This window comes from Streptomyces flaveolus (assembly GCF_044765825.1).
Taxonomy (GTDB): Bacteria; Actinomycetota; Actinomycetes; order Streptomycetales; family Streptomycetaceae; genus Streptomyces; species Streptomyces flaveolus.
In genome coordinates this window covers 1-21,074 of record NZ_JBIWKU010000016.1, presented here as the reverse complement: position 1 = coordinate 21,074, position 21,074 = coordinate 1, and the positions used below count along the sequence as shown (strand labels likewise).

The 21,074-nt window shown below is 72.8% G+C and carries 17 protein-coding genes; 4 read left to right on the top strand and 13 right to left on the bottom strand.

Annotated features, from left to right (window positions below; translation table 11 throughout):
- Positions 1 to 25 precede the first annotated feature (25 nt).
- From ACIRG6_RS34420 to ACIRG6_RS34410, 3 genes are read right to left on the bottom strand one after another with little or no spacing between them, the layout of a single operon-like run.
- Entirely contained in the window at positions 26 to 946 is a 921-nt protein-coding gene (locus tag ACIRG6_RS34420) for a carbohydrate ABC transporter permease (protein WP_364682280.1), read from the bottom strand.
- Complete coding sequence (locus tag ACIRG6_RS34415) at positions 943 to 1,857, bottom strand: carbohydrate ABC transporter permease (RefSeq protein WP_403325638.1); 915 nt, start codon at positions 1,855 to 1,857, stop codon at positions 943 to 945. Before ACIRG6_RS34415 ends, ACIRG6_RS34420 begins: the two co-directional genes overlap by 4 nt.
- A gap of 6 nt (positions 1,858 to 1,863) precedes the next feature.
- On the bottom strand, positions 1,864 to 3,156 hold the full coding sequence (locus ACIRG6_RS34410; RefSeq protein ID WP_364682276.1) for an ABC transporter substrate-binding protein: 1,293 nt from the start codon (positions 3,154 to 3,156) through the stop codon (positions 1,864 to 1,866).
- A gap of 243 nt (positions 3,157 to 3,399) precedes the next feature.
- Here ACIRG6_RS34410 and ACIRG6_RS34405 point away from each other — a divergent pair, with 243 nt between their 5' ends.
- Both ACIRG6_RS34405 and ACIRG6_RS34400 read left to right on the top strand, forming a co-directional pair.
- Positions 3,400 to 4,446, top strand: coding sequence for a LacI family DNA-binding transcriptional regulator (locus tag ACIRG6_RS34405; protein WP_351135540.1), 1,047 nt, complete (start codon positions 3,400 to 3,402; stop codon positions 4,444 to 4,446).
- A 110-nt stretch (positions 4,447 to 4,556) separates the two neighbouring features.
- Positions 4,557 to 5,924, top strand: coding sequence for an amidase (locus ACIRG6_RS34400; RefSeq protein ID WP_364682274.1), 1,368 nt, complete (start codon positions 4,557 to 4,559; stop codon positions 5,922 to 5,924).
- A 28-nt stretch (positions 5,925 to 5,952) separates the two neighbouring features.
- On the opposite strand, the gene ACIRG6_RS34395 is transcribed toward ACIRG6_RS34400, so the two are convergent.
- Together ACIRG6_RS34395 and ACIRG6_RS34390 are read right to left on the bottom strand one after the other, a co-directional pair.
- On the bottom strand, positions 5,953 to 6,435 hold the full coding sequence (locus tag ACIRG6_RS34395) for a GNAT family N-acetyltransferase (RefSeq protein WP_403325633.1): 483 nt from the start codon (positions 6,433 to 6,435) through the stop codon (positions 5,953 to 5,955).
- Between the two features lie 38 nt (positions 6,436 to 6,473).
- Entirely contained in the window at positions 6,474 to 6,650 is a 177-nt protein-coding gene (locus ACIRG6_RS34390; RefSeq protein WP_239764780.1) for a hypothetical protein, read from the bottom strand.
- 475 nt (positions 6,651 to 7,125) lie between these two features.
- On the opposite strand from ACIRG6_RS34390, the gene ACIRG6_RS34385 reads away from it, so the two are divergent.
- The gene (locus ACIRG6_RS34385) at positions 7,126 to 7,569 is read left to right on the top strand and encodes a hypothetical protein (RefSeq protein WP_364682272.1); all 444 of its coding nucleotides are present in this window, start codon (positions 7,126 to 7,128) and stop codon (positions 7,567 to 7,569) included.
- A 214-nt stretch (positions 7,570 to 7,783) separates the two neighbouring features.
- On the opposite strand, the gene ACIRG6_RS34380 is transcribed toward ACIRG6_RS34385, so the two are convergent.
- The 6 genes from ACIRG6_RS34380 to ACIRG6_RS34355 all read right to left on the bottom strand — a co-directional run bounded on the left by ACIRG6_RS34380 (position 7,784) and on the right by ACIRG6_RS34355 (position 17,220).
- Positions 7,784 to 9,286 carry an SDR family NAD(P)-dependent oxidoreductase gene (locus ACIRG6_RS34380; protein WP_364824547.1) on the bottom strand — a complete coding sequence of 501 codons (1,503 nt, stop codon included), beginning with the start codon at positions 9,284 to 9,286 and terminating at the stop codon, positions 7,784 to 7,786.
- Between the two features lie 288 nt (positions 9,287 to 9,574).
- Entirely contained in the window at positions 9,575 to 10,915 is a 1,341-nt protein-coding gene (locus ACIRG6_RS34375; RefSeq protein ID WP_350721725.1) for a wax ester/triacylglycerol synthase family O-acyltransferase, read from the bottom strand.
- Between the two features lie 237 nt (positions 10,916 to 11,152).
- Positions 11,153 to 13,762: a PA14 domain-containing protein gene (locus tag ACIRG6_RS34370; protein WP_403325628.1), complete on the bottom strand. Its 2,610-nt coding sequence runs from the start codon at positions 13,760 to 13,762 to the stop codon at positions 11,153 to 11,155.
- A 165-nt stretch (positions 13,763 to 13,927) separates the two neighbouring features.
- Positions 13,928 to 15,148, bottom strand: a complete 1,221-nt coding sequence (glgC, locus tag ACIRG6_RS34365) for a glucose-1-phosphate adenylyltransferase (RefSeq protein ID WP_318215539.1) — start codon at positions 15,146 to 15,148, stop codon at positions 13,928 to 13,930.
- 54 nt (positions 15,149 to 15,202) lie between these two features.
- Complete coding sequence (gene glgA, locus ACIRG6_RS34360; protein WP_403325625.1) at positions 15,203 to 16,384, bottom strand: glycogen synthase; 1,182 nt, start codon at positions 16,382 to 16,384, stop codon at positions 15,203 to 15,205.
- A gap of 38 nt (positions 16,385 to 16,422) precedes the next feature.
- Entirely contained in the window at positions 16,423 to 17,220 is a 798-nt protein-coding gene (locus tag ACIRG6_RS34355) for a (2Fe-2S)-binding protein (RefSeq protein ID WP_403325622.1), read from the bottom strand.
- A 227-nt stretch (positions 17,221 to 17,447) separates the two neighbouring features.
- On the opposite strand from ACIRG6_RS34355, the gene ACIRG6_RS34350 reads away from it, so the two are divergent.
- Positions 17,448 to 18,776: a DMT family transporter gene (locus ACIRG6_RS34350; protein ID WP_403325619.1), complete on the top strand. Its 1,329-nt coding sequence runs from the start codon at positions 17,448 to 17,450 to the stop codon at positions 18,774 to 18,776.
- Here ACIRG6_RS34350 and ACIRG6_RS34345 read toward each other — a convergent pair.
- Together ACIRG6_RS34345 and ACIRG6_RS34340 are read right to left on the bottom strand one after the other, a co-directional pair.
- A complete protein-coding gene (locus ACIRG6_RS34345) occupies positions 18,766 to 20,034 on the bottom strand; it encodes a transglycosylase family protein (RefSeq protein WP_403325616.1) in 1,269 nt (422 codons plus the stop codon). The two genes, ACIRG6_RS34350 and ACIRG6_RS34345, sit on opposite strands and share 11 nt — an antisense overlap.
- 218 nt (positions 20,035 to 20,252) lie before the next feature.
- Positions 20,253 to 21,074 (bottom strand): 2-oxoacid:ferredoxin oxidoreductase subunit beta (locus tag ACIRG6_RS34340; RefSeq protein ID WP_403325613.1); only part of this gene is annotated, 822 nt, incomplete at its 5' end.

Here is a 21,074-nt window from a genome sequence, read left to right as displayed (position 1 = left end):
GCGGGTTCGGTCCTCGGACGAGGGGTCAGCCCTTGACGGCGCCCTCGCCGACCCCGCGGAAGAAGTACCGCTGGAGGCAGGCGAAGAGGGCGATCAGCGGCGCCACGGCGATGATCGTGCCCGCCGCGACGAGCCGCTCGTCGTTGGCGAAGGTGCCGTGCAGGTAGTTGAGTCCGATGGTCAGCGTGAACTTGGACGGGTCGCTGAGCACGATCAGCGGCCACAGGAAGTCGTCCCAGGCGCCCATGAAGGCGAAGATCGCGACGACGGCGAGGGTGCCCTTCACCGACGGCAGCGCGATGCGGAGGAACCGCTGCCAGACGTTGGCGCCGTCCACGTAGGCGGCTTCCTCGATCTCGTAGGGGAGGTTGAGGAAGGCGTTGCGCATCAGCAGCACGTTGAGGGCACCGATGCAGCCGGGCAGCACCACGCCGACCAGGGTGTTGTTCAGGCCGAGTTCCCGCATGGTGGTGAACTGGGCGATGATGATGCCCTCCACGGGAACGAGCATCGCCAGGACGAACACCAGGGTGGCGACGCGCCGGCCGCGGTAGCGCAGGCGGGCCAGGGCGTAGCCGGCGAGGGCCGCGCCGACGCAGTTGGTGACCACGTTGGCCGCGGCGACCTTCAGCGAGTTCAGGGCGTAGTCCCAGACGGGGATGGTGTCGGCGACCCGCTCGTAGTTGTGCAGGGTGGGGTCGGAGGGCAGGAACTTCGGCGGGGAGCTGAAGATGTCCTCCGTCGGGCCCTTCAGCGAGGTCGACAGCTGCCACACGAAGGGCCCGACGGTCAGGGCGAGGACACCGAGCAGGAGCAGGTAGCGCAGGGCCAGTTCCCAGACGCGTACGCGGCGGCCGTGCTCGTCGGTGATCCGGGGTTCGCGTTCCCGTACCCGGGCGGTGGCCCGGGGCTCCTCGGCCGGCCGGGTCTTCTCGACGACGCTCACGACTCCTCCTTCCGGTCGGCACGCAGGACGAGCAGCATCAGGACGACGGTGACGACGAAGACGACCACGGAGAGGGCGGAGGCGTAGCCGACGCGGCCGGTCAGGCCGGTGCCGGTGCGCTGCACCAGCATGACGAGGGTGGTGTCCTCGCCGGCCGGGCCGCCGCTGGGGCCCGCCATCAGGTAGACCTCGGAGAACACCTTGAAGGCGGCGACCGAGGACAGGGCCGCGACCAGGACCATGGTGGAGCGCACGGCGGGCACGGTGACGGTGAGGAACCGGCGGACCGCGCCCGCTCCGTCCACGGCGGCGGCCTCGTGCAGTTCGCGGGGCACGTTGGCGAGCGCCGCCAGGTAGATGATCATGTAGTAGCCGAGGCCCTTCCAGACCGTGACGGCCATCGCGCTGAGCAGGATCAGCCACTGGTCGCTGAGGAAGCCGGCCGGACCGGCGCCGACCGTCTCCAGCAGGGAGTTGACCAGACCGCGCTCGTCCAGCAGCCAGACCCAGATCAGCCCGACGACGACGATCGAGGCGACGACCGGGGTGTAGAAGGCCGAGCGGAAGAGGGTGATGCCGGGGATGTTCTTCTGCACCAGCAGGGCGAGCAGCAGCGGCAGCAGGACGAGCGCGGGGACGACCCCGAGGACGTACAGGGTGCTGTTGCGCAGGCTGATCCAGAACATGTCGTCGTGGAGCAGCTCGCGGAAGTTGGCGAGGCCCACGAACTCGCCCGGGACCAGGGTGCGGCGGTCGGTGAAGGAGTTGGCGACCGTGGAGACGAACGGGTACAGGACGAACGCGCCGGTGATCAGCAGGCCCGGGGCGGCGAACAGCCAGGGGCTGGTGGGCAGCTGGCGCCGCACGCGCCGGGTGACGCGCCGGGGGCCGGTGAGGGTGGGACTCGCCATGACGCCTCAGCCCTGCTGCCGAAGGAGCCGGTCGCACGCCGTGACAGCGTTGTCGAGAGCTTCCTTCGGGCTCTGCTTGCCCTGGAGCGCCTTGGCCACCTCGTTGCGCAGTTCGGTCTTCATCTGCTCGCTGAAGAGCACGGGCGTGTAGTTGACGGCGGTCTTCAGCGACTTGGCGGCGGCGATGCGCACCCGGGTCTCGTCGGTCCCGTCCTCCTTGGTGAAGTACGGGTCGTCCAGCGAGCCGGCGGTGCTCGGGAAGATGGCGACCTGCTTGGCGAACGACATCTGGTGCGCGGCGTCGGTGACGTAGTGCGCGAAGGCGACCGCGGCGGGCTTGCGCTTGCTCTGTGCGTTCACCATCACGCCCATCACGTACATGTTGACGTGGCCGGTGCTGGTGATCTGGTCGGTGATGCCGATGTTCCTGTACAGGTTCGGCGCCTGCTTCTTGAAGTTGGCGAGGTCGAGGGCGCTGCCCGGGTTCATGGCGACGGCTCCGGTGAGGAACTTCTTGCCGGAGGACTCGGGGGTGGCGGTCAGGGCCTGCGGGTCGAGGGCCTTGGCGTCGTACAGCTCCTTGTACCGGGTGAGGAGTTCGACGCCCTTGGCGTCGTCGAAGGCGAAGGCGGTGCCCTCCTTGTTCATGAGGGGTACGCCGTAGCGGCCGAAGTCCTCGATGGTGGGCACGTTGGCGAGCGTGGCGACCTCGCCGCCGGTCTTGTCGGCGATCCTGGCGGCGGCGCCGAAGAGGTCGTCGTACGTCTTCGGCGGCTGCTCGGGGTCGAGTCCGGCCTTCTCGAAGAGGGACTTGTTGTAGAAGAGCGGGCCGGTGTTGAGGTACCAGGGGAAGGCGTACGTGCCTTCCATGCCCGGCACCTGGTGGCTGGCCCAGGCGCCGTCCAGGTACTCCTTCTCGTACTGGCCGGCGGCCTTGTCCAGGTCGAGTGCGAGGCCGGCCTTGGCGAGCGGGGCCACGAGGTCCGGGGAGACGTTGACGACGTCGGGCAGGGTGCCGCCCGCGGCGTCGGCGCTGATCTTGTCGGCGTAGCCCTCGCCGGGCTGGTCGACCCACTTGACGTGGGTGCCGGGGTACTTCTTCTCGAAGTCGGCGATCAGTCCCTCGAAGTAGGGCTTGAAGTTGGCCCGCAGGTTCCAGGTCTGGAAGGTGATGTCGCCCTCGACCTTGCCCGAGGCGTCGGTCGAGCCGCTCCCCTCGCCTCCGGAACCGCAGGCGCTGAGCGGCAGGACGAGGGCGGCTACGGCGGCGACGGCGAATGTTCTGCGCGAGGTGGGCACGGTGGCACGTCTCCCTGAAGACGTCGGCGGTGGGATGGCAGCGACCATGCACGGCGGGTCGGCGCGAAGTCAATGCATTCACCGGAACTAAAGAAATTGGAAGGGCATTAGTCCAGGTCATAGGGGCATCGGGCAGGCACTTGCCACGTTCTACTAATGCGCTTTAGAATCTCTCCACTCAAGCGCTTTAGTTCATGCATCCACCATGCGCTCAGGTTCCACGTTCCGAAGAAAGGAGCGCGCATGCCGGCCAAGCGGCCCGCCGCGCGCCGGCCGACGATGAAGGACATCGCGCGGCGGGCCGGGGTCTCCGAGAGCGCGGTCTCCTTCGCGCTGAACGACCGGCCGGGGGTCTCCGAGATCACCCGGGACCGGGTGCGCCGGGTCGCCGAGCAGCTGGGCTGGCGGCCCAGCACGGCGGCCCGCGCGCTGTCCGGCGAGGGCGCGGCGACGGTCGGCTTCGTGCTGGCCCGGCCCGCGCACACCCTGGGCGTGGACTCCTTCTTCCTGCAACTGGTCTCCGGCATCCAGGAGGTGCTGGCGCGGCGTCATCTGGGTCTTCTGTTCCAGGTGGCGCAGGACGTCGACGACGAGTGCGCGGTCTACCGGCGCTGGTGGGCCGAGCACCGGGTGGACGGTGTGCTGGTGGTCGACCCGCGCACCGACGACCCGCGTCCCGACCTGCTCGACGAACTCGGCCTGCCCGCCGTGGTGATCGGCGGAGCGCCGGACGAACGGCATCCGGGACTGTCGACGGTGTGGGCGGACGACGCCGGCGCGATGGCCGCGCTGGTGGACGGGCTGTACGCGCTCGGCCACCGGCGGATCGCGCACATCGCGGGGCTGCCGGGCCTCGCCCACACCGAGCGCCGGATCCGTGCCCTGCGCGCCGAGGCGGCGCGGCGCGGCCTCGACGAGGTGCAGTCGGTGCCCACCGACTACTCGGACGCGGAGGGAGCCGCCGTCACCCGCCGGGTGCTGGAGGCCGCCGCTCCCCCGACGGCCCTGATCTACGACAACGACGTGATGGCCGTCGCCGGGGTCGCCGCCGCGGCCGGACTCGGCTTCTCGGTGCCGGCGGACGTGTCCGTGGTGGCCTGGGAGGACTCGGCGCTGTGCCGCATGGTCAAGCCGTGGCTGTCCGCGCTGTCCCGGGACAGCGTGGAATTCGGCCGCACGGCGGCGACGGAACTGACCGCCCTGCTGGACGGCGGCCCGGCCCGCACGGTACGCGTGCCGGTGCCGCGGCTGATCGAGCGCGACAGCACCGGACCGGCCAGGCCGGCCTGAACGGGGCGGCCGGCGGGTCCCGGACTCTCGACGCGGCGGCGTCCTGGCGGGCAGAGTGCTGTCTGCGTACTCACCAGTAATCCCGTCCCCGCACGCACCGAGGAGCTCCCGTGACCGACTGGGCCGGCCGGACCGCCGCCGAGATCGCCGCCGCCGTACGTGAGAAGCGGGCCACGCCGCGCGAGGTGGTGGCGGAGCATCTCGCCCGGATCGAGCGCCTCGACGGCCGCGTCGGCGCCTTCCGGGCGGTACGCGCCGAAGCGGCCCTCGCGGAGGCCGAGGAGGTGGGCGCCCGGGGTGATCTGGCCGAACTGCCGTTGGCCGGCGTCCCGGTGGCCGTCAAGGACAACCTCGCGGTGCGCGGCGAGTCCACCCTGGTCGGTTCCGCCGCGACGCCGGACACGCCCGCCGCGGCCGACCACGTCACGGTGGCGCGGCTGCGCGCGGCGGGCGCGGTGGTCGTGGGGCTGACGAACGTGCCCGAACTGTGCGTGTTCGGCACCACCGAGGGCGTGCACGGCACCTCCCGCAACCCCTGGGACCCGGCGCGCACGGCGGGCGGGTCGTCGGGCGGCAGCGCCGCCGCGGTCGCCGCCGGGCTGGTGCCCCTCGCCCTGGGCAACGACGGCATGGGCTCGCTGCGCATCCCGGCGGCCAACTGCGGTCTGGTCACCATCAAGCCGGGCCACGGCGTGGTCCCGGCCGGCATCGGCGACGGCGACTGGTTCGGCATGTCCGAGAACGGGCCGCTGGCCACCACGGTCGAGGACGCCCGGCTGATGCTCTCGGTGCTCGCGGACGATCCCGACGGCGGCCCGGCGGACGCCGGACGGTTCCGCCGCGCGGATCCCGGCAGCCTCCGGGTCGCCGTCTCCCCGCGCAGCCCGCTCGCCGGTGTCACCGTCTCCCGCCCGTACGCGGACGCCGTCCGTGAAGCGGCCGGGGTGCTGATGCGGGCCGGGCACCAGGTGCGGCGGGCCGACCCGCCCTACCCGGCCTCACTGGGCCTGACCGCCGTGACCCACTGGACCGCGGGGACGTCGGTGGACGCACGCGGTCTCGACCCGCGCAAGCTGGCGCGGCGTACCCGGGTGCACGCGGGCATCGGGCGGCGCTTCGTGCGCACGGTGACCACCGGCGCGGGCCGGGAGCGGCTGCGCGAGCGCCTGGAGCCGTTCTTCGCCGAGTACGACGTACTGCTCACCCCGGCGCTGGCCCGCCGCTCGCCGAAGGCCGGCCCCTGGCACGAGCGGGGCTGGCTGCGCAACGTGGCGGCGAACTCGGCGTACTCCCCGTTCACCCCGCCGTGGAACCTGACCGGCTGGCCCGCGATGTCGGTGCCCTTCGGCACGCTGCCCTCGGGCGCCCCCTGTGCCGTCCAGCTGGTAGGGCGCCCGGGGTCGGAGGCGGCACTGCTGGAGCTGGCGGAGCGGATCGAGGCGCTGCGCCCGTGGCGGCGGACGGCGCCCCTGGACTGAACGGCCCCAGGGCCCGTCCGACGGTGCCCTACAGGGCGCGGTACATGATGTGCAGGCCGACCGGCCCGTGCCGCGGATGGTCGAAGGCCTCGGGGACCGTGCCGAGGATCGTGAAGCCGAGGGAGGTCCAGAGCCTGACGGCCGGGTTGGTCTCGACGACGGCGTTGAAGACCATGCCCCGGTACCCGTCGGCCTTGGCGGCTTCCAGGACGTACTCGGCGAGGGCCCGGCCGGTGCCGCGGCCGGCCCGTTCCGGGTCGACCATGAAACCCGCGTTGGCGATGCGGGCGGCGGGGCCGCCGTAGTTGGGGGTCACATAGGCGGAGGCGACGACGGCGCCGGTGTCGTCCTCGACGACGTGGACGCGTTTGGCCGGGTTCATCCACAGGGCCCGGGCCACGTCCTCGGGGGTGTCCGGGTCCCAGGCGTAGGTCTCGCCGGCCGCGACGATGCGGTGCCAGAAGGGCCAGATCTGCGGCCAGTCGGCGGCCGTCGCTTCCCTGATCAGCATGGGCGTGAGTCTCGCACGCCCACGCGTCCGGCGGCGGGTCAGTCCACGCTGGGCAGGATGTGCGGCTCGGCGAGGTCTTCCTCGTAGCCCGCGAGGCGGATGGGGGCGGAACGTGCCCACACGTCGAGGCTGCCGATCTCTCCGGGCCGGCGGCCCGCGCGCTCGGCGCGTTCCTTGGGGCGTTGCTCGGGGTTCGTCGTCGTCTCCGGTGTCACCGCGCACTCCTTATGTGTCGGGTCACCCTCGGGGCCTGCCGGCCGGTCTGCCGTCCGGCACCTGGCGCCCGCTCGGGTCTGAGTCGCATGCAGTTCGGACGCGGTGGCGCCGGTAACTCGTGCGGGAGCGGGCCGATGTGGACCGGCTCGTCCCATGACGGACCGTGGGTGTGGGTAGGCACCCGGTACTGCCTGTCCGTCCGCTCCAGATTAACCAAATGAGCGGGGGTGCGCTCTATGGGGCTCCAAAACATGGGGCAACCATTGCCCGCCGCCCCGCGCACAGTTGGGGACAGTCTGCCGCGATTCCTCACTTTTCGCCCGGCGCACGACTCACCCGTTCGGCCCACCTCACCGGCCGCACCTTCGCCTGTCGGCGGCGGAGGGCGGTGCCGTTCAGGTGCCGTTGGCCGCGTCGCAAGCTCGCCATGGTGCGCTGGCGGTCCGGGCGGCTGTCTCGTGGGAGGACCGGGGCATGGAACTGCGCAGCGTCGATGAGCTGATGGACCTGTTGTACGCCTGCCGGGGCGCACGGCCGTCCTCCGGTCACGGCGACGGCCCCGCGGATCCGCACGGGCACGCGCTCCGGACCGCCGCGCTGCTGCGCCGGCGGCGCCCCGCCGACAAGGAGCTCCAGGTGGCCGGCCTGGTGTCCGTGGTGGGGCCGCTGCTGTGGCCCGGCGCTCCGGCCGGCCGCACGGCCGACGCGGTACGGCCGCTGCTCGGCCCACGCGTCGCCCACCTGCTGCACGCCCTCGCCCTCCCGGACGCCCGCTGCCACGACGACGACCTGCTCAGCCTGCGCCAGGCAGGCGAGGAGGCCCGTACCTCCGCCTTCGACGCCGGGGTCCTGGAGGACTGGCGGACGGTGCTGGAACTGCTGGCGGCGCGCAACTCGCGGCTGGGAGCGGTCGACTGACCGGATCCACCGCGGGTGCGCGCCAGGCGTGCCCGAGATCAGGGTGGCCGCGCGGTGCCCCCCGACGGGGCGACAGGCCCACGGGTGGGCCTGCATGGGGTCGAACCACGAAGTACGCGGGGCCGGCGCACCGGGCACGCCGGCGCACACCCCACGGTAGGGCGACGCCCGGCGAACGGGCCAGCGGATTACGGCCGTCGGCCCGGCACCGCGGTCACCACTTGCCGGGCGCGTAGTCCTTGAGGAAGACGCCGTACAGGTCCTCGCCCGCCTCGCCGCGCACCACCGGGTCGTAGACGCGGGCGGCGCCGTCGACCAGGTCGAGGGGGGCGTGGAAGCCTGCCTCGGCCAGGCGCAGCTTGTCGTAGTGGGGGCGTTCGTCGGTGATCCAGCCGGTGTCGACCGAGGTCATCAGGATGCGGTCGGTGTCGAACATCTCCTGGGCGCTGGTCCGCGTCACCATGTTCATGGCGGCCTTGGCCGCGTTGGTGTTCGGGTGGCCCGCACCCTTGTAGCCGCGGGCGAACACGCCCTCCATCGCCGAGACGTTGACGACATAGGCGCGCCCGGAGGACGCCCTGCGCGCGGCCTCGGCCATCGCCGGCCGCAGCTTGCTGATGAGGATGAACGGAGACGTGTAGTTGCACAGCTGGGTCTCGAGCAGCTCCACCGGGGAGATCTGCTCGATGGTCTGCACCCAGGTGTTGCTGTCGACGACGTCGGGGAGCAGGCCGCCCGCGTCGATGGCGGTGCCCTCGCGGTGCCGCACCACACTGGCGTTGCCGGCGACCAGGGCGAGGTCGGCCACCTTCTGCGCGTCGAGCCCCGAGGCTCCGACGGGCAGCGCGGCCAGTCCGTCCACGGCACCGGAGCCGAAGGCGCCGATGACGTGGTGGGCGGGCAGCTCACCGGCCGGCAGCGGGGCGCTCTCGCCCTCGACGAGGGCGGCGTACGCGGAGGGCAGGCGGCGCACCGTCTGGGTGGCGTTGTTGATCAGGATGTCGAGCGGGCCCTGCTCGGTGACCTGGTCGGCCAGCGCCACGGCCTGGGCCGGGTCGCGCAGGTCGATGCCGACGACCTCCAGCCGGTGGATCCAGTCGGCGGAGTCGTCCATGGCCTTGAAGCGGCGGATGGCGTCCTTGGGGAAGCGGGTCGTGATCGTGGTGTGCGCGCCGTCCCGCAGCAGCCTGAGCGCGATGTACATGCCGATCTTGGCCCGGCCGCCGGTGAGCAGCGCGCGCTTGCCGGTGAGGTCGGCGCGGGCGTCGCGCCGGGCCCGGTTCTCGGCGGCGCAGGACTGGCAGAGCTGGTGGTAGAAGTAGTCGACCTCGACGTAGCGCTGCTTGCAGATGTAGCAGGAGCGCGGGCGCTGGAGTATCCCAGCGATCGCGCCCTCCTCGGTGCGGGAGGACGGCAGGATGCCCTCGGTCTCGTCGTCGATGCGCTCGGCGGACCCGGTGGCGGTGGCCTCGGTGACCGCCTTGTCGTGGGCGGTCTTGGCGGCCCGGCGCTCCTGGCGGCGGCGCTGCTTGACCATGCGGTAGATGTGCGAGGTTGCCCGGCGGACCGCGATCGCGTCGGGGTGGTCCACGTCCAGCTCGTCGAGTTCCGCCAGCACGCTCAGGCAGACGGAGAGCCGCTCCGGGTCGATGCCGGGGCCGTACGCGGAGGCGGCCGCCTCGTCCGTGGTCGCCGGGCCGTCCTGTGTCACCGTCATCGCCGCTGCCGTTCCCTGGGTCACCGTGGCGGCGCTCCGAGACGCGACCGCTGTTCGAACAGCGGATTTTATTCAGCCCGGGGCCCGGATCCAAAACGGCCGGGGGCAGGGCTGTCGTGTGGATCATCCCGGTCGCCACGGACGGTACCGCTGAACGCCGTGAGCCGGGCGGTGCGTGCAGCCGCAAGGCGGAGGAGGGCGACAGGGCGGAGCCCTGGCAGCCGACGACAACGCCGCAGATGCGCGTGCCACGCCCCGCGCCCCCTGGGACGATCCGGACGACAGCCCCTAAGGGCCGCAGGCAGTGAGCAACGTCTCCACCTCCTCGGACAGCGCCCGGGCGAGCCGGTCGAGGTCCGGCACGGCCTTCGCGTCGGCGACCAGCCCGTAGTGGACCCGTCCCCGGTACGTCGAGACGGCGACCGCCAGGGAGTGGCCGCGGGCCAGCGGGGCCAGCGGGTAGACCTCCGTGAGCGGATGCCCGCCGAGCCGCAGGCCGAGGCTCGGCAGCGGCACGCTGGTGACGAGGATGTCGAACCAGAGCCGGGCGGCCTGGCCGACCAGGGGGCCGCCGAGCCGGTGCCCGAGCGCCGGGACGTGGTCGGCGAGCAGGGCGACCGCGCCGGCGCCCCGCCCCGGCCCGGCGTCCTTGTTGCGGTCCATCGCGGCGCGCACCGTGCCGAGCCGGGACAGCGGGTCCGGGTCGCCGACCGGGAGCCGCATCAGGTAGCCCGAGAGCCGGTTGCCCTGCGGGTGCGCGCTGCGGGGGCGGCGCTGGGAGACGGGGATCAGGGCGCGGGGCGCGACGCCCTCGCTGCCTTCGCCGCGCTCGTCCAGCCAGCGGCGCAGGGCGCCGGCGACGACCGCGATCAGGACGTCGTTGACGGTGCCGCCGACGGTCTTGCGGATCCGGTGCACGTCGTCGAGGTCGACGGCCACCCCCGCGATGCGGCGGGTGCCGGAGGGCTCGGCGGTGAGCGCGGGCGAGGAGCGCACGTCGAGGGTGGACAGGGCCGCGGCGGCGCCGATGTCCAGGGCGCGTCCCGCGTCGGACAGGGCGCCGCGCACCAGGTCCGGCAGCGTGCGCACATCGGGCAGGAGACCGCGCCGGGGCGCCTCGGGCCGGGGGCGGGGCGCGGGCAGGTCCATCGGGTCGAGGACGCCCGCCGCGAGGGCCAGGGCCCGCAGTCCGTCGGCCAGGGCGTGGTGGAACTTGAACAGCACGGCGAAGGACTCACCGTCCACGCCGGGCAGCACATGGGCCTCCCAGGGCGGCCGGCCGCGCTCCAGCGGGCATTCCATCAGGCGGCCGGCCCGGGCGTGGAAGTCCGTCGTCGGGGCGTGCAGCCGGACGTGGTCGAGCGGGTCGAAGCCCGGGTCGGGCTCGCGGGTGGCGCCGCCGAAGGAGAAGGGCCGGCGCAGGGCCAGCGGCGGCTGCCAGGTGTCCCGGATCCGCATCCGCAGCCCGGGGACTCCCGGCGCGCGGGCCGCGAGCAGGTCCGCCGCGTGGGCGGCCGCGGTGGGCGAGTCAGCCGGGAAGACGCCGAGCGCCGCGAGGTGCATGGGGTGCTCGGCGGACTCGATGTTCCAGAACGCCAGGTCGAGAGGAGCGAGCAGATCGGAAGTCAAGGGCTTGCCTCGCAAGGACGACGGGTGGACAAGCAGTCAATCGCCCTCTGCCGATTACGGTCAAGTACGATCAAGCTACGCACAGTTAACAACGGATTAAAAGTCCGGCCCCTCGGGAAGGGGCCGGACTCCTGGGACTCATGGGGCGCTTGCGGTCACGTCGGCACCGGCGGCGCCGCCCGCCCCGCGCTTCCCCACCCGGACGGCTGCGGGCCGACCGGGGGCCGTGCCGGGTGCTCAGCCGGCCGGGCACCCCGCGGGGGCGGGCCGGGACGCGTCGCGGATCAGTGCCTCGTGGGCGGCCTTCATCCGCGCGACGTCCGGCTTGAGGACCTTGCGGTCATAGGTCGTCAGCCCGTTCAGCTCTCCCTCGACGTCGGTGATCTGGGTGTAGACGGCGCCGTTGCTCCCTTTGCAGACCAGGGCGCGGACCTCGTCGAGCTTGGTGAGGTAGTCGTCGGTGTACGTCGCCGGGTCCACGTCGACGTACGACTGCTGCACCGACCAGGCGTGGCCCGGCACCGCGAGTCCCAGGCCGCCGTACTCGCCGCTGACCAGGGCACGTTCGCCGTCCGGCCGGGGCGGCAGGGCGGGGCTCGGGTAGCCGTGCTCGTCCATGATGTCGCCGGCGCCTCCGTCGGCCCCCAGGTTCAGGCCCGACTGATTGTTGACGAGGCGGGTCGGGTCCCAGGCCTTGGCCTGCGCGGCGACGCGGCCGATGTCGTACTGGCCCCAGCCCTCGTTGAAGGTGACCCACATGACGATCGACGGGCTGCTGATGTGCTCGTCGATCATCTCCTTCATCTCGCGCTCGTACTCGGCGCGCGCGGCCGTGCCGGGGTTCACGCCGGCGGTCATGGCGGGCATGTCCTGCCACACCAGCAGGCCCAGCCGGTCGGCCCAGTAGAACCAGCGGTCGGGCTCGACCTTGATGTGCTTGCGCACCGAGTTGAAGCCGAGCTCCTTGTGCAGCTTCAGGTCGTACGCGAGGGCCTCGTCGGTGGGCGCGGTGTGCAGGCCGTCCGGCCAGAACCCCTGGTCGAGGGTGGCCATCATGAAGACGGGCTCACCGTTGAGGACGGTGCGGGGCACGCCGTTCACCTTCTCCACGGCGACGGAACGCATCCCGAAGTAGCTCTGGACACGGTCGGTGCCGACGGTGACCTTCAGGTCGTACAGGAACGGGTCGTCGGGCGACCACAGGCGCGGGTCGCGGATCCTCAGGGTGAGCGGCTCGCCGGTGCGTCCGCTCACGGTGGCGACCTTGCGGTGTCCGGCGTACGCCGTCGCGCTGATCCGTACGCCGTCGCGCACGCCCTCGGGCTCGACCGTGAGCGTGCCGGCGTCGACGTCCGGGGTGAGCTTCAGGGCGTCGACGTGGTCCCGGGCGACCGGCTCCATCCAGACCGTCTGCCAGATGCCGGAGCTGGGCGTGTACCAGATGCCGCTCGGGTCCAGGCGCTGCTTGCCGAGCGGCGGGTTCTCGCCGTTCGCCGCGTCGGTCGGGTCGTACACGCCGACGATCAGCTCCTGGGTGCTGCCGGGCTTCAGCGCGTCGGTGACGTCGGCGCTGAACTTGTCGTAGCCGCCCTTGTGCTCGGCGACCTTCGTGCCGTTGACGTACACCTCGGACTGCCAGTCGACGGCGCCGAAGTTGAGCCGCAGCCGCTGTCCGGAGCCGATGTGCCAGTCGCGGGGCACCGTGAAGGTGCGGCGGTACCACATGCGGTCCTCGTGCCGCTGGATGCCGGAGAGCTGGGACTCCACCGGGTACGGGACGACGATCCGCTCCTTCAGCCGCTTGCCCACCGGCGGCTGCTCGCCGGCCTCGGCGGCGGCGAACTGCCAGCGGCCGTTGAGGCTGCGCCAGGCGTCCCGCGTCAGCTGCGGGCGCGGGTACTCCGGGTGGGCGTTGTCCGGGTCCACGTCGTCGGCCCACTGGGTGCGCAGTTCGTAGGTGGAGTGGTTCGCGCCGCTGCTCCAGAACGTCTTGACAACGTTGCCGTCGGCACCGGTGAGGCCGCCCGCGCCGTCGTAGCGGACGTCGGCGGTGCCGGGCGCGGTGCCGGTCCTGTTGCCGACGACGGGTTCGCCGAGGGCGACGAGGAGCGTGCTGGGGTCGGCCGGGTCGACCGTGGCCTCGCCCAGCGGCCACCTGGCGCCGCCGATCACCGCTTCGAGGTGGTCGGCGAGGCCGGCCGGGGCGGCGGCGAGGGGCTGGGCGAAGTCCAGCGCGAGGGTGCGGCCGGTGGCGAGCACCGTGGTCGCCGTCGCACCGTCGTAGTCGAAGCCGTCGGGCAGGCGGAACGCCGAGTGCGGCACCGGCTCCTTGGTGCCGCCGGGCTCGGTCCAGCGCAGGTGCAGGTTGGAGCCTCCGTAGTGCTCGAAGTACTCCAGCTTGATGTCGTAGGACTGTCCGGCCGTGAGCTCGATGGGCTCGGCGGTCTGCTCGCGGTCCCAGTCGTCGACCCAGTGGTCGATGGCGAGCCTGCCGCCGATCCAGAGGCGGAAGCCGTTGTCGCCGGTGACCGAGAAGGTGTGGGCGCCGGTCTTCTCCGGCACCAGCTTGCCGGTCCAGCGGACGCTGACGTCGTCGGACCGGCCGGTGGCGAAGCTCAGACGCGGTTCCAGGGTGCCGAAGTCGATCTGCGGGTCGAAGCCCGTGGCCTTGAGCTCGTGGAAGTCGAAGGCGCCGGGGGCGGACTGGGTGTAGTACTCGCCCTTCAGACCGTGGATCTCGGCGGCGGCGTCGGCCGCGCTCGCGTCCGGTACGGCGGCGAGTCCCGCGACGCCCAGGGCGGCGGCGAGCAGTAACGCCAGTCTGTCTCTGAGTCGTTTGGTGCGCACTGGCCCTCTCCTCGAGAACGGGTGGTGGCTGGTGGCTCAGGACATCGATGTCATACATCGATGTAACAGCAGTGGCATGACAACATGGATTCCGCTTGGCGTCCAGGGACATGACAAAGGCCCCGGGGGCGGCGCGAGCCCCCGGAGCCGCGGCCGGCGCAGCCCCTACGGCACCCGCTGCCCCTTGCCCAGCGCGATCACGCCGCCCTTGGAGACGGTGTACAGCTCGGCGTCCCGCTCCGGGTTGACGCCGATCGTCGCGCCCGGCGGCACCTCGACGTTCTTGTCCAGCACCGCCCCGCGCACCACGGCGCCCCGGCCGATGTGGACGTTGTCGTGCAGCACCGAGCCCTGCACGACCGCCCCGGGGTCGACCACGACGCCGGGCGACAGCACGGACCGGGTGACCTGGCCGCGGATCAGACAGCCCGCGCTGATGATCGACTCGCTGGCCATGCCGCCGGCGTTGAACCGGGCCGGGGACAGCTGGGTGGAGTGGGTGTAGATCGGCCAGTCGCGGTTGTAGAGGTTGAAGGCGGGCCGCTCGGCGATCAGGTCCATGTGGGCGTCGTAGTACGCGTCGAGGGTGCCGACGTCCCGCCAGTAGCCCTGGTCGCGAGAGGTCTCCCCCGGCACGTGGTTGGCGCTGAAGTCGTAGAGCGCGGCCTCGCCCCGCTCGGTGAGCTGGGGCAGGATCGAGCCGCCCATGTCGTGCACGGAGTGCGGGTCCTCCGCGTCCCGGTGCAGGGCCTCGACGAGGGCCTTGGTGGTGAAGAGGTAGTTGCCCATCGAGGCGAAGACGCGGTCCGGGTCGTCGGCGAGTCCGGGCGGGTCGGCGGGCTTCTCCAGGAACCCGGTGACGGTGCGGCCGTCGGACCCCGGGGTGATCACGCCGAAGGACGACGACTCGGTGCGCGGCACCCGGATGCCGGCCACGGTCACGCCCGCGCCGGACTCGATGTGCTGGGTGAGCATCTGGCGGGGGTTCATCCGGTACACGTGATCGGCGCCGAACACCGCGACGTACTCGGGCTGCTCGTCGTACACCAGGTTCAGCGACTGGAGGATCGCGTCGGCGCTGCCCAGGTACCAGCGCGGGCCGAGGCGCTGCTGGGCGGGGACCGGCGTGACGTAGTTGCCGAGCAGGCTGGACATCCGCCAGGTGGTGGTGATGTGCCGGTCCAGCGAGTGCGACTTGTACTGCGTGAGGACGCAGATCCGCAGGATGTCGCCGTTGACCAGGTTGGACAGCACGAAGTCGACCAGGCGGTACGTACCGCCGAAGGTGACCGCGGGTTTGGCGCGGTCCGCGGTCAGGGGCATCAGACGCTTGCCCTCCCCGCCCGCCAGCACGATCCCGAGCACCGAAGGACCACCACGACGCATGGCCGCTCCCCTCACCCTCGTTGGTGGCCCATGCCTGCCCGTGGGCCCGACCGCCTAAGCCTGTTTGAGCATCTCCTCGTAGAGCCGGACCGTGCGGCGGGCGATCGCGTCCCAGCCGAACTCGTCCACCGCGCGCTCCCGTCCCGCCTCGCCCATGCGCCGGGCGGCCTCCGGGTCGCCCAGGACGGAGTCCAGTGCCCGGGTGAGGCCCTCCTCGAAGTCCTCGTCCCGCCGGCCGCTGCCGCTGTCGCCGTCGTCCTTGGACACGAGTACCCCCGTTTCGCCGTCCGCCACGACCTCGGGGATACCGCCGACGCGGGAGGCCACGACGGGCGTGCCGCAGGCCATCGCCTCCAGGTTGACGATGCCCAGGGGCTCGTACACCGAGGGGCACACGAACACGGCGGCGTGGGTCAGCAGCTGGATCACCTCCGGACGCGGCAGCATCCGCGGGATCCAGTGCACGCCCTCCCGGGCCCGGCTCAGTTCGGCGAAGAGGTCGCGGAACTCCTGGTCGATCTCGGGGGTGTCCGGGGCGCCCGCGCACAGCACGACCTGCGCGGCCGGGTCGATGCCGCGCACCGCCCGCAGCAGATGGGGCACGCCCTTCTGGCGGGTGATGCGGCCGACGAACAGGACGTACGGCCGGGAGCGGTCCACGCCGATGCGGTCCAGGGCGTCGGTGTTCGGGTCGGGCCGGTACAGGGTGGTGTCGATGCCGTTGTGGATGACGTGGACCCGGGACGCGTCCAGTGCCGGGTAGCAGGCGAGGATGTCCTCGCGCATGGCGCCGGACACCGCGACGACGGCGTCGGCGGACTCGACGGCGGAGCGTTCGGCCCAGCTGGACAGGGCGTAGCCGCCGCCGAGCTGCTCGGCCTTCCAGGGGCGCAGCGGCTCCAGGGAGTGGGCGGTCACGACGTGCGGGATGCCGTACAGCTGCTGGGCGAGCCGGCCGCCGAGGTTCGCGTACCAGGTGTGGGAGTGGACGAGCTCGCGGCCCTCCAGGGCGGCGGCCATGGCGAGGTCCACGGAGAAGGTGCGCAGCGCGTCGTTGGCGCCGTCGAGCGCGGACCACGGGCGGTGCCGCAGTACGCCGTCGGTGCGGCCCTCGCCCCAGCAGTGCACGTCCAGGTCGACGAGGCGGGCGAGCTCCCGGGCGAGGAACTCGACGTGCACGCCCGCGCCGCCGTACACGTCGGGCGGATACTCCCGGGTCAGCAGTCCCACACGCACCCGGAACCTCCCCTGTTCGGCGGCTGGTCCCTTCATGGTCACTCAGACGGGGCGCCCGGGGAAGAGCGCGGGGCCCTCGGAGAGCGAGGAGGCGGCGAAGAGCGCGACCGAGGGGGCAGGGAGAAGCAGCAGTCGCCGCAGACGTCCCCGCCGGGCACGCGGTAGTAGAGGCAGCAGCTACGACGACGGAAGGCGGTGCCCGTCAGGGTGCCGGTCCCGGCGAGGAGGGGGTGCACGAGCAGCCCGGCGGTCAGCGAGCGGGCGCGGGCGGCGGCATCGGTACGGCCGTGACGGCGGGCCCAGCGGTCCAGTTCGCGGGCGGCGCCGGCCAGGGCGGAGGCGGCGTTGCCCCACAGCAGTCCGGTCGCGGGGCGGTACCGGGCGCGCAGGGCCGCCGTCAGCGGTACCAGGTGGGTGTCGAGCACGACCTCCGCCACGGTGGCGGCGTCCGCCGGCCGGGCACGCGCCTCGGTGAGCCACAGGTCGTCGGGGGCGGTGGCGTCGGGGTCCCAGTGCAGCAGGCCGGGGTCCAGGTCGGGGACCCGGCCGTAGAGGGCGGCGCAGCCGAGCGTCACCGACCAGAGGCGGGCGGCGAGCCCCTGGTGCACCACGGAGGCGGCGATCCGGGTCTCGGGGGCGCGGAGGGCGGCGGCGACCTTCCGGACGCGGAAGGCGAGGGGGTCGTGCGGAAGGCCGCCGGCGGGGCCGTCCACGGGGTCCTCCCGCCATGCGTGCGCGAGGGTGGGGAGCGGCCGGTGCGGGAGCGGCCGGGAGGCGCGCAGCACGAAGAAGCCGCCGAGCGGGCGGAGGGCGGCGAGGCCGGGATCGAGGTCCACGGAGAGCAGTAGTATCAAGGCCCCCACGGGGCGCGGTCAGGGGTCCTCGACGAAGGACGCCCACCCTGGGGAGGACGGCACCGTCGTCGTACTCCATCGGTAGTAGGACCCAATGAGTGCTCAGGGACGACGACGGGAAGACCCTGAGACGGCATCGTGTTGTCCATGGAAGACGACCGTTCGCCGCGCCGGGCCGTGAGCCCCCGCCTCACGCAGAGGAGCCGCCGATGAGCGCCCTCGCGTTGTCCGTGCTGCTGTCGCTCGTCTCCGCCGTCGCGTACGCGGGCGGAGCGATCGTGCAGGAGCGGGTCGCGGCGTCCTCCACCGGTGTCCAGTACGCCCCCCTGCGCCGGCCCGCCTGGTGGGCGGCGGTCGGCCTCAACGGCCTCGGCGGTCTCCTGCACGTGGTGGCACTCGCCTACGGCCCGCTGAGCGTGGTGCAGCCGCTCGGGGCCCTCACCATCGTGTTCGCCCTGCCCATGGCGGCGCTGTTCGTGGGCCGCAGGGCCGGTGCGACGGCCTGGCGGGGCGCGATCATGGCGACGGTCGGTCTGGCGGGTCTGCTGTCCCTGGTCGGCGCGTCCGACGCCCGGTCGCTGGACACGGCGCAGCGCGTGACGGTGGCCGTGGTGACGGCCGGTGCGCTCGTGACGCTGATGATCGCCGGCCGGGCCGCGCAGCGGCATCCCGCGGTGCGCAGCGTGCTGTTGGCGACCGCGTCCGGCATCGCGTTCGGTATGTCCTCGGTGTTCACCAAGACGGTGGCGGTCGACTGGACCGGCGGTGTGTCGGCCGCCGACCTGCCCTCCCTGGCGGTGATCGGCGTACTCGCCACCGCCGGCATGCTGCTGTCGCAGGCCTCGTACCGGGGCGCCGGCCTCGCGGCCCCGCTGGCGGTGCTGACGGTCGCGAACCCGGTGGTGGCGGCCGTGGTCGGCATCACGATGTTCGGCGAGTCCTTCCGCTACGGCACGACCGGCACCGCGCTCGCCCTGAGCTGCGGTGTGGTGGCCGCGGGCGGACTGATCCTGCTGACGACGGAACGACTGGCGCGGGAGGCCGCGACGGGGGTCGACGCGGAGGCTGTGCCGGACGGTGCGGTGTCCGGGGGCGGGGCCGGGGCGGTCTCCGACGGCGTGGTCTCCGAGGCGGAGGCCGCCTGCGCGTCCGCCGCGGCACCGGCGGTCGGGGCCGTCCCTGGCCGGCCGGTGACGGGCCTGCCGGTGGCGATCGCGCCGGTCCTCCACGAGCCGGTGATCCCTGCCTCGGTCGAGGTTCAGGGGGTGACCGGCACGTCCGTGGCTGTCGCGGGGCCCGCCGAAGGCTCGCCGGCCGGCGGTGGGGGCGCGCAGCCGCTCGCCTCGCGCCCCGCCAAGGTGTTCCTCCCCCGCCCGGCGCCGGTGCCGGCGGCCGCGCCCGCCGGTGAGGCGTACGCGGCGCCGGAACCGGCCGTGCCCGCGGCCGAGGACCGGATCGTCTCCTACGGGCCCTTCTACGGCGGCCCGTACGTCCCGCTGCCCGTCCTCGGCCGGCGCCGGGTGCGGATCAGATCCTGACGCCGCCGGCCCGCAGATACGCCAGCGGGTCGACGTCCGAACCGAAACCGGGCCCCGTCCGCACCTCGAAGTGCAGATGCGGGCCCGTGACGTTCCCGGTGGAGCCCGACCGCCCGATGCGCTGGCCGGCGCCGACGGACTGGCCGTCCTTCACGGAGATCGCCGACAGGTGCGCGTACTGGGAGTAGCGGCCGTCCGCGTGCCGGACCACGACCTGGTACCCGTAGGAACCGCCCCACCCGGCGCTGACGACGTGGCCCGCGGCGACCGCCTTGACGGAGGTGCCGGTCGGGACGGGGAAGTCGACGCCGGTGTGGTAGCCCTTCGACCAGGACGAGCCCGCCTGGTGGTACGGCGTGCCGGTGGAGGCGTCGACGGGGGCCACGAGGGCGTGACCGCTCGTGGCCTTGTCCTTGCCGGTGTCCGAGGACGGCTTCCTGGGCTGCTTCTGCTTGGCCGGTTTCCGCTGCTGCTTCGGCTCGGCCGCCGGGGACGCCTTGTGCTCGGCGCGGGGCGCCGTTGCGGCACGCTGGCCGCGCAGCGCCAGTCGCTGGCCGGGCAGGATCAGGTCGGGGTCCGCTCCGATCGAGGTGCGGTTGGCCTCGTACAGGCCCTCCCAGCCGCCCGGCACCCGCTGGCTGTCGGCGATGCCGGACAGGGTGTCGCCGGTGACCACCGTGTACATGCGGGCCTTCCCGGCCCGGGACTGCGGGGTGGTCTGCGGCCGTACGTCGGGCGCCTTGCGGGACGTCCGGGCGGACTTCTCGGCCGCCTTCCCGGAGCCGCCGGGTGACGCCTTCCCGTCCCGCTTCGCAGCGGGTCTCTCCGCGCCCTTCTCGGACGCCGCGCCCCCGGCCGGGCGGATGTCGGGCGTCTCACCGCCCCGGCTCAGTCCGGCCCGTACCGAGCACACCGGCCAGGCGCCGGGTCCCTGCCCGTCCAGCACCTTCTCGGCGACGGCTATCTGCTGGTCCTTGGTGGCCAGATCCGCGCGCGGCGCGTACGCGGTCCCGCCGAACGCCGCCCAGGTGGACTGGGTGAACTGCAGGCCGCCGTAGTAACCGTTGCCGGTGTTGATGCCCCAGTCGTTGGTGGACTCGCAGGCGGCGACCTTGTCCCAGGTGTCCACGTCGGCGGCGTGAGCGGTACCGGTGCCGATGAGCGGGAGCGCGATGCCGGCGCCTCCCGCGGTGACGGTCAGTGAGGCCCGGTTGATCCTGTTCGGCTGGTACCGGCGGTGCCGGCCGCGTACGGCCATGGGAGTCCCCCTCGACATGCGTCAGGAGGGGCAAAAGTAAGCGCCGGTAACAGGCCATGACAAGACGGCAATCAGCCGGTTGGTCACACCAAGTGGCGGGGAAGCGACGCCCGTTGGCCGGACGGTGCGTCCGGGGGCATGCCGAATCGCCGCCGCCGCGAAGGCGCCGGCGACCGTCACGGGGTTCCGTGTGTCCGGGTCGGTCGGTCCCTCCCCCGTCAGCCGACGACGGTCCAGGTGTCGCCGCCGGCGAGCAGTGCCGCGAGGTCGCCCTTGCCGTTCTGCTCGACCGCGGTGTCGAGCTGGTCCGACATCAGCGTGTCGTAGACCGGCCGGCCGACGGAGCGCAGCACCCCGATGGGGGTGTGGTGCAGCGTGTCGGGGTCGGCGAGGCGGGACAGTGCGAACGCGGTGGTCGGTGACGCGGCGTGCGCGTCGTGGACCAGGATGTCGGCCTCGTTGTCCGCGGTGACCGCGACGACCTCGAGATCGCCGGTGGCCGGGTCGCGGACGACGCCCTTGGAGCCGTCGGCGCCGAAGCGGATCGGCCGGCCGTGTTCCAGCCGGATGACCGCTTCCTCGGCCTGCCGGCGGTCCTTGAGGGCGTCGAAGGCGCCGTCGTTGAAGATGTTGCAGTTCTGGTAGATCTCGACCAGCGCCGTGCCCGGGTGGCCGGCGGCCTGGCGCAGGACCTCGGTGAGGTGCTGGCGGTCGGAGTCGACGGTCCGGGCGACGAAGGACGCCTCCGCGCCCAGCGCCAGCGACACCGGGTTGAACGGCGCGTCCAGCGAGCCCATCGGCGTCGACTTGGTGATCTTGCCGACCTCGGAGGTCGGGGAGTACTGGCCCTTGGTCAGGCCGTAGATCCGGTTGTTGAACAGCAGGATCTTCAGGTTCACGTTGCGGCGCAGCGCGTGGATGAGGTGGTTGCCGCCGATGGACAGTGCGTCGCCGTCGCCGGTGACGACCCACACCGACAGGTCGCGGCGCGAGGCGGCCAGGCCGGTGGCGATGGCGGGGGCGCGGCCGTGGATGGAGTG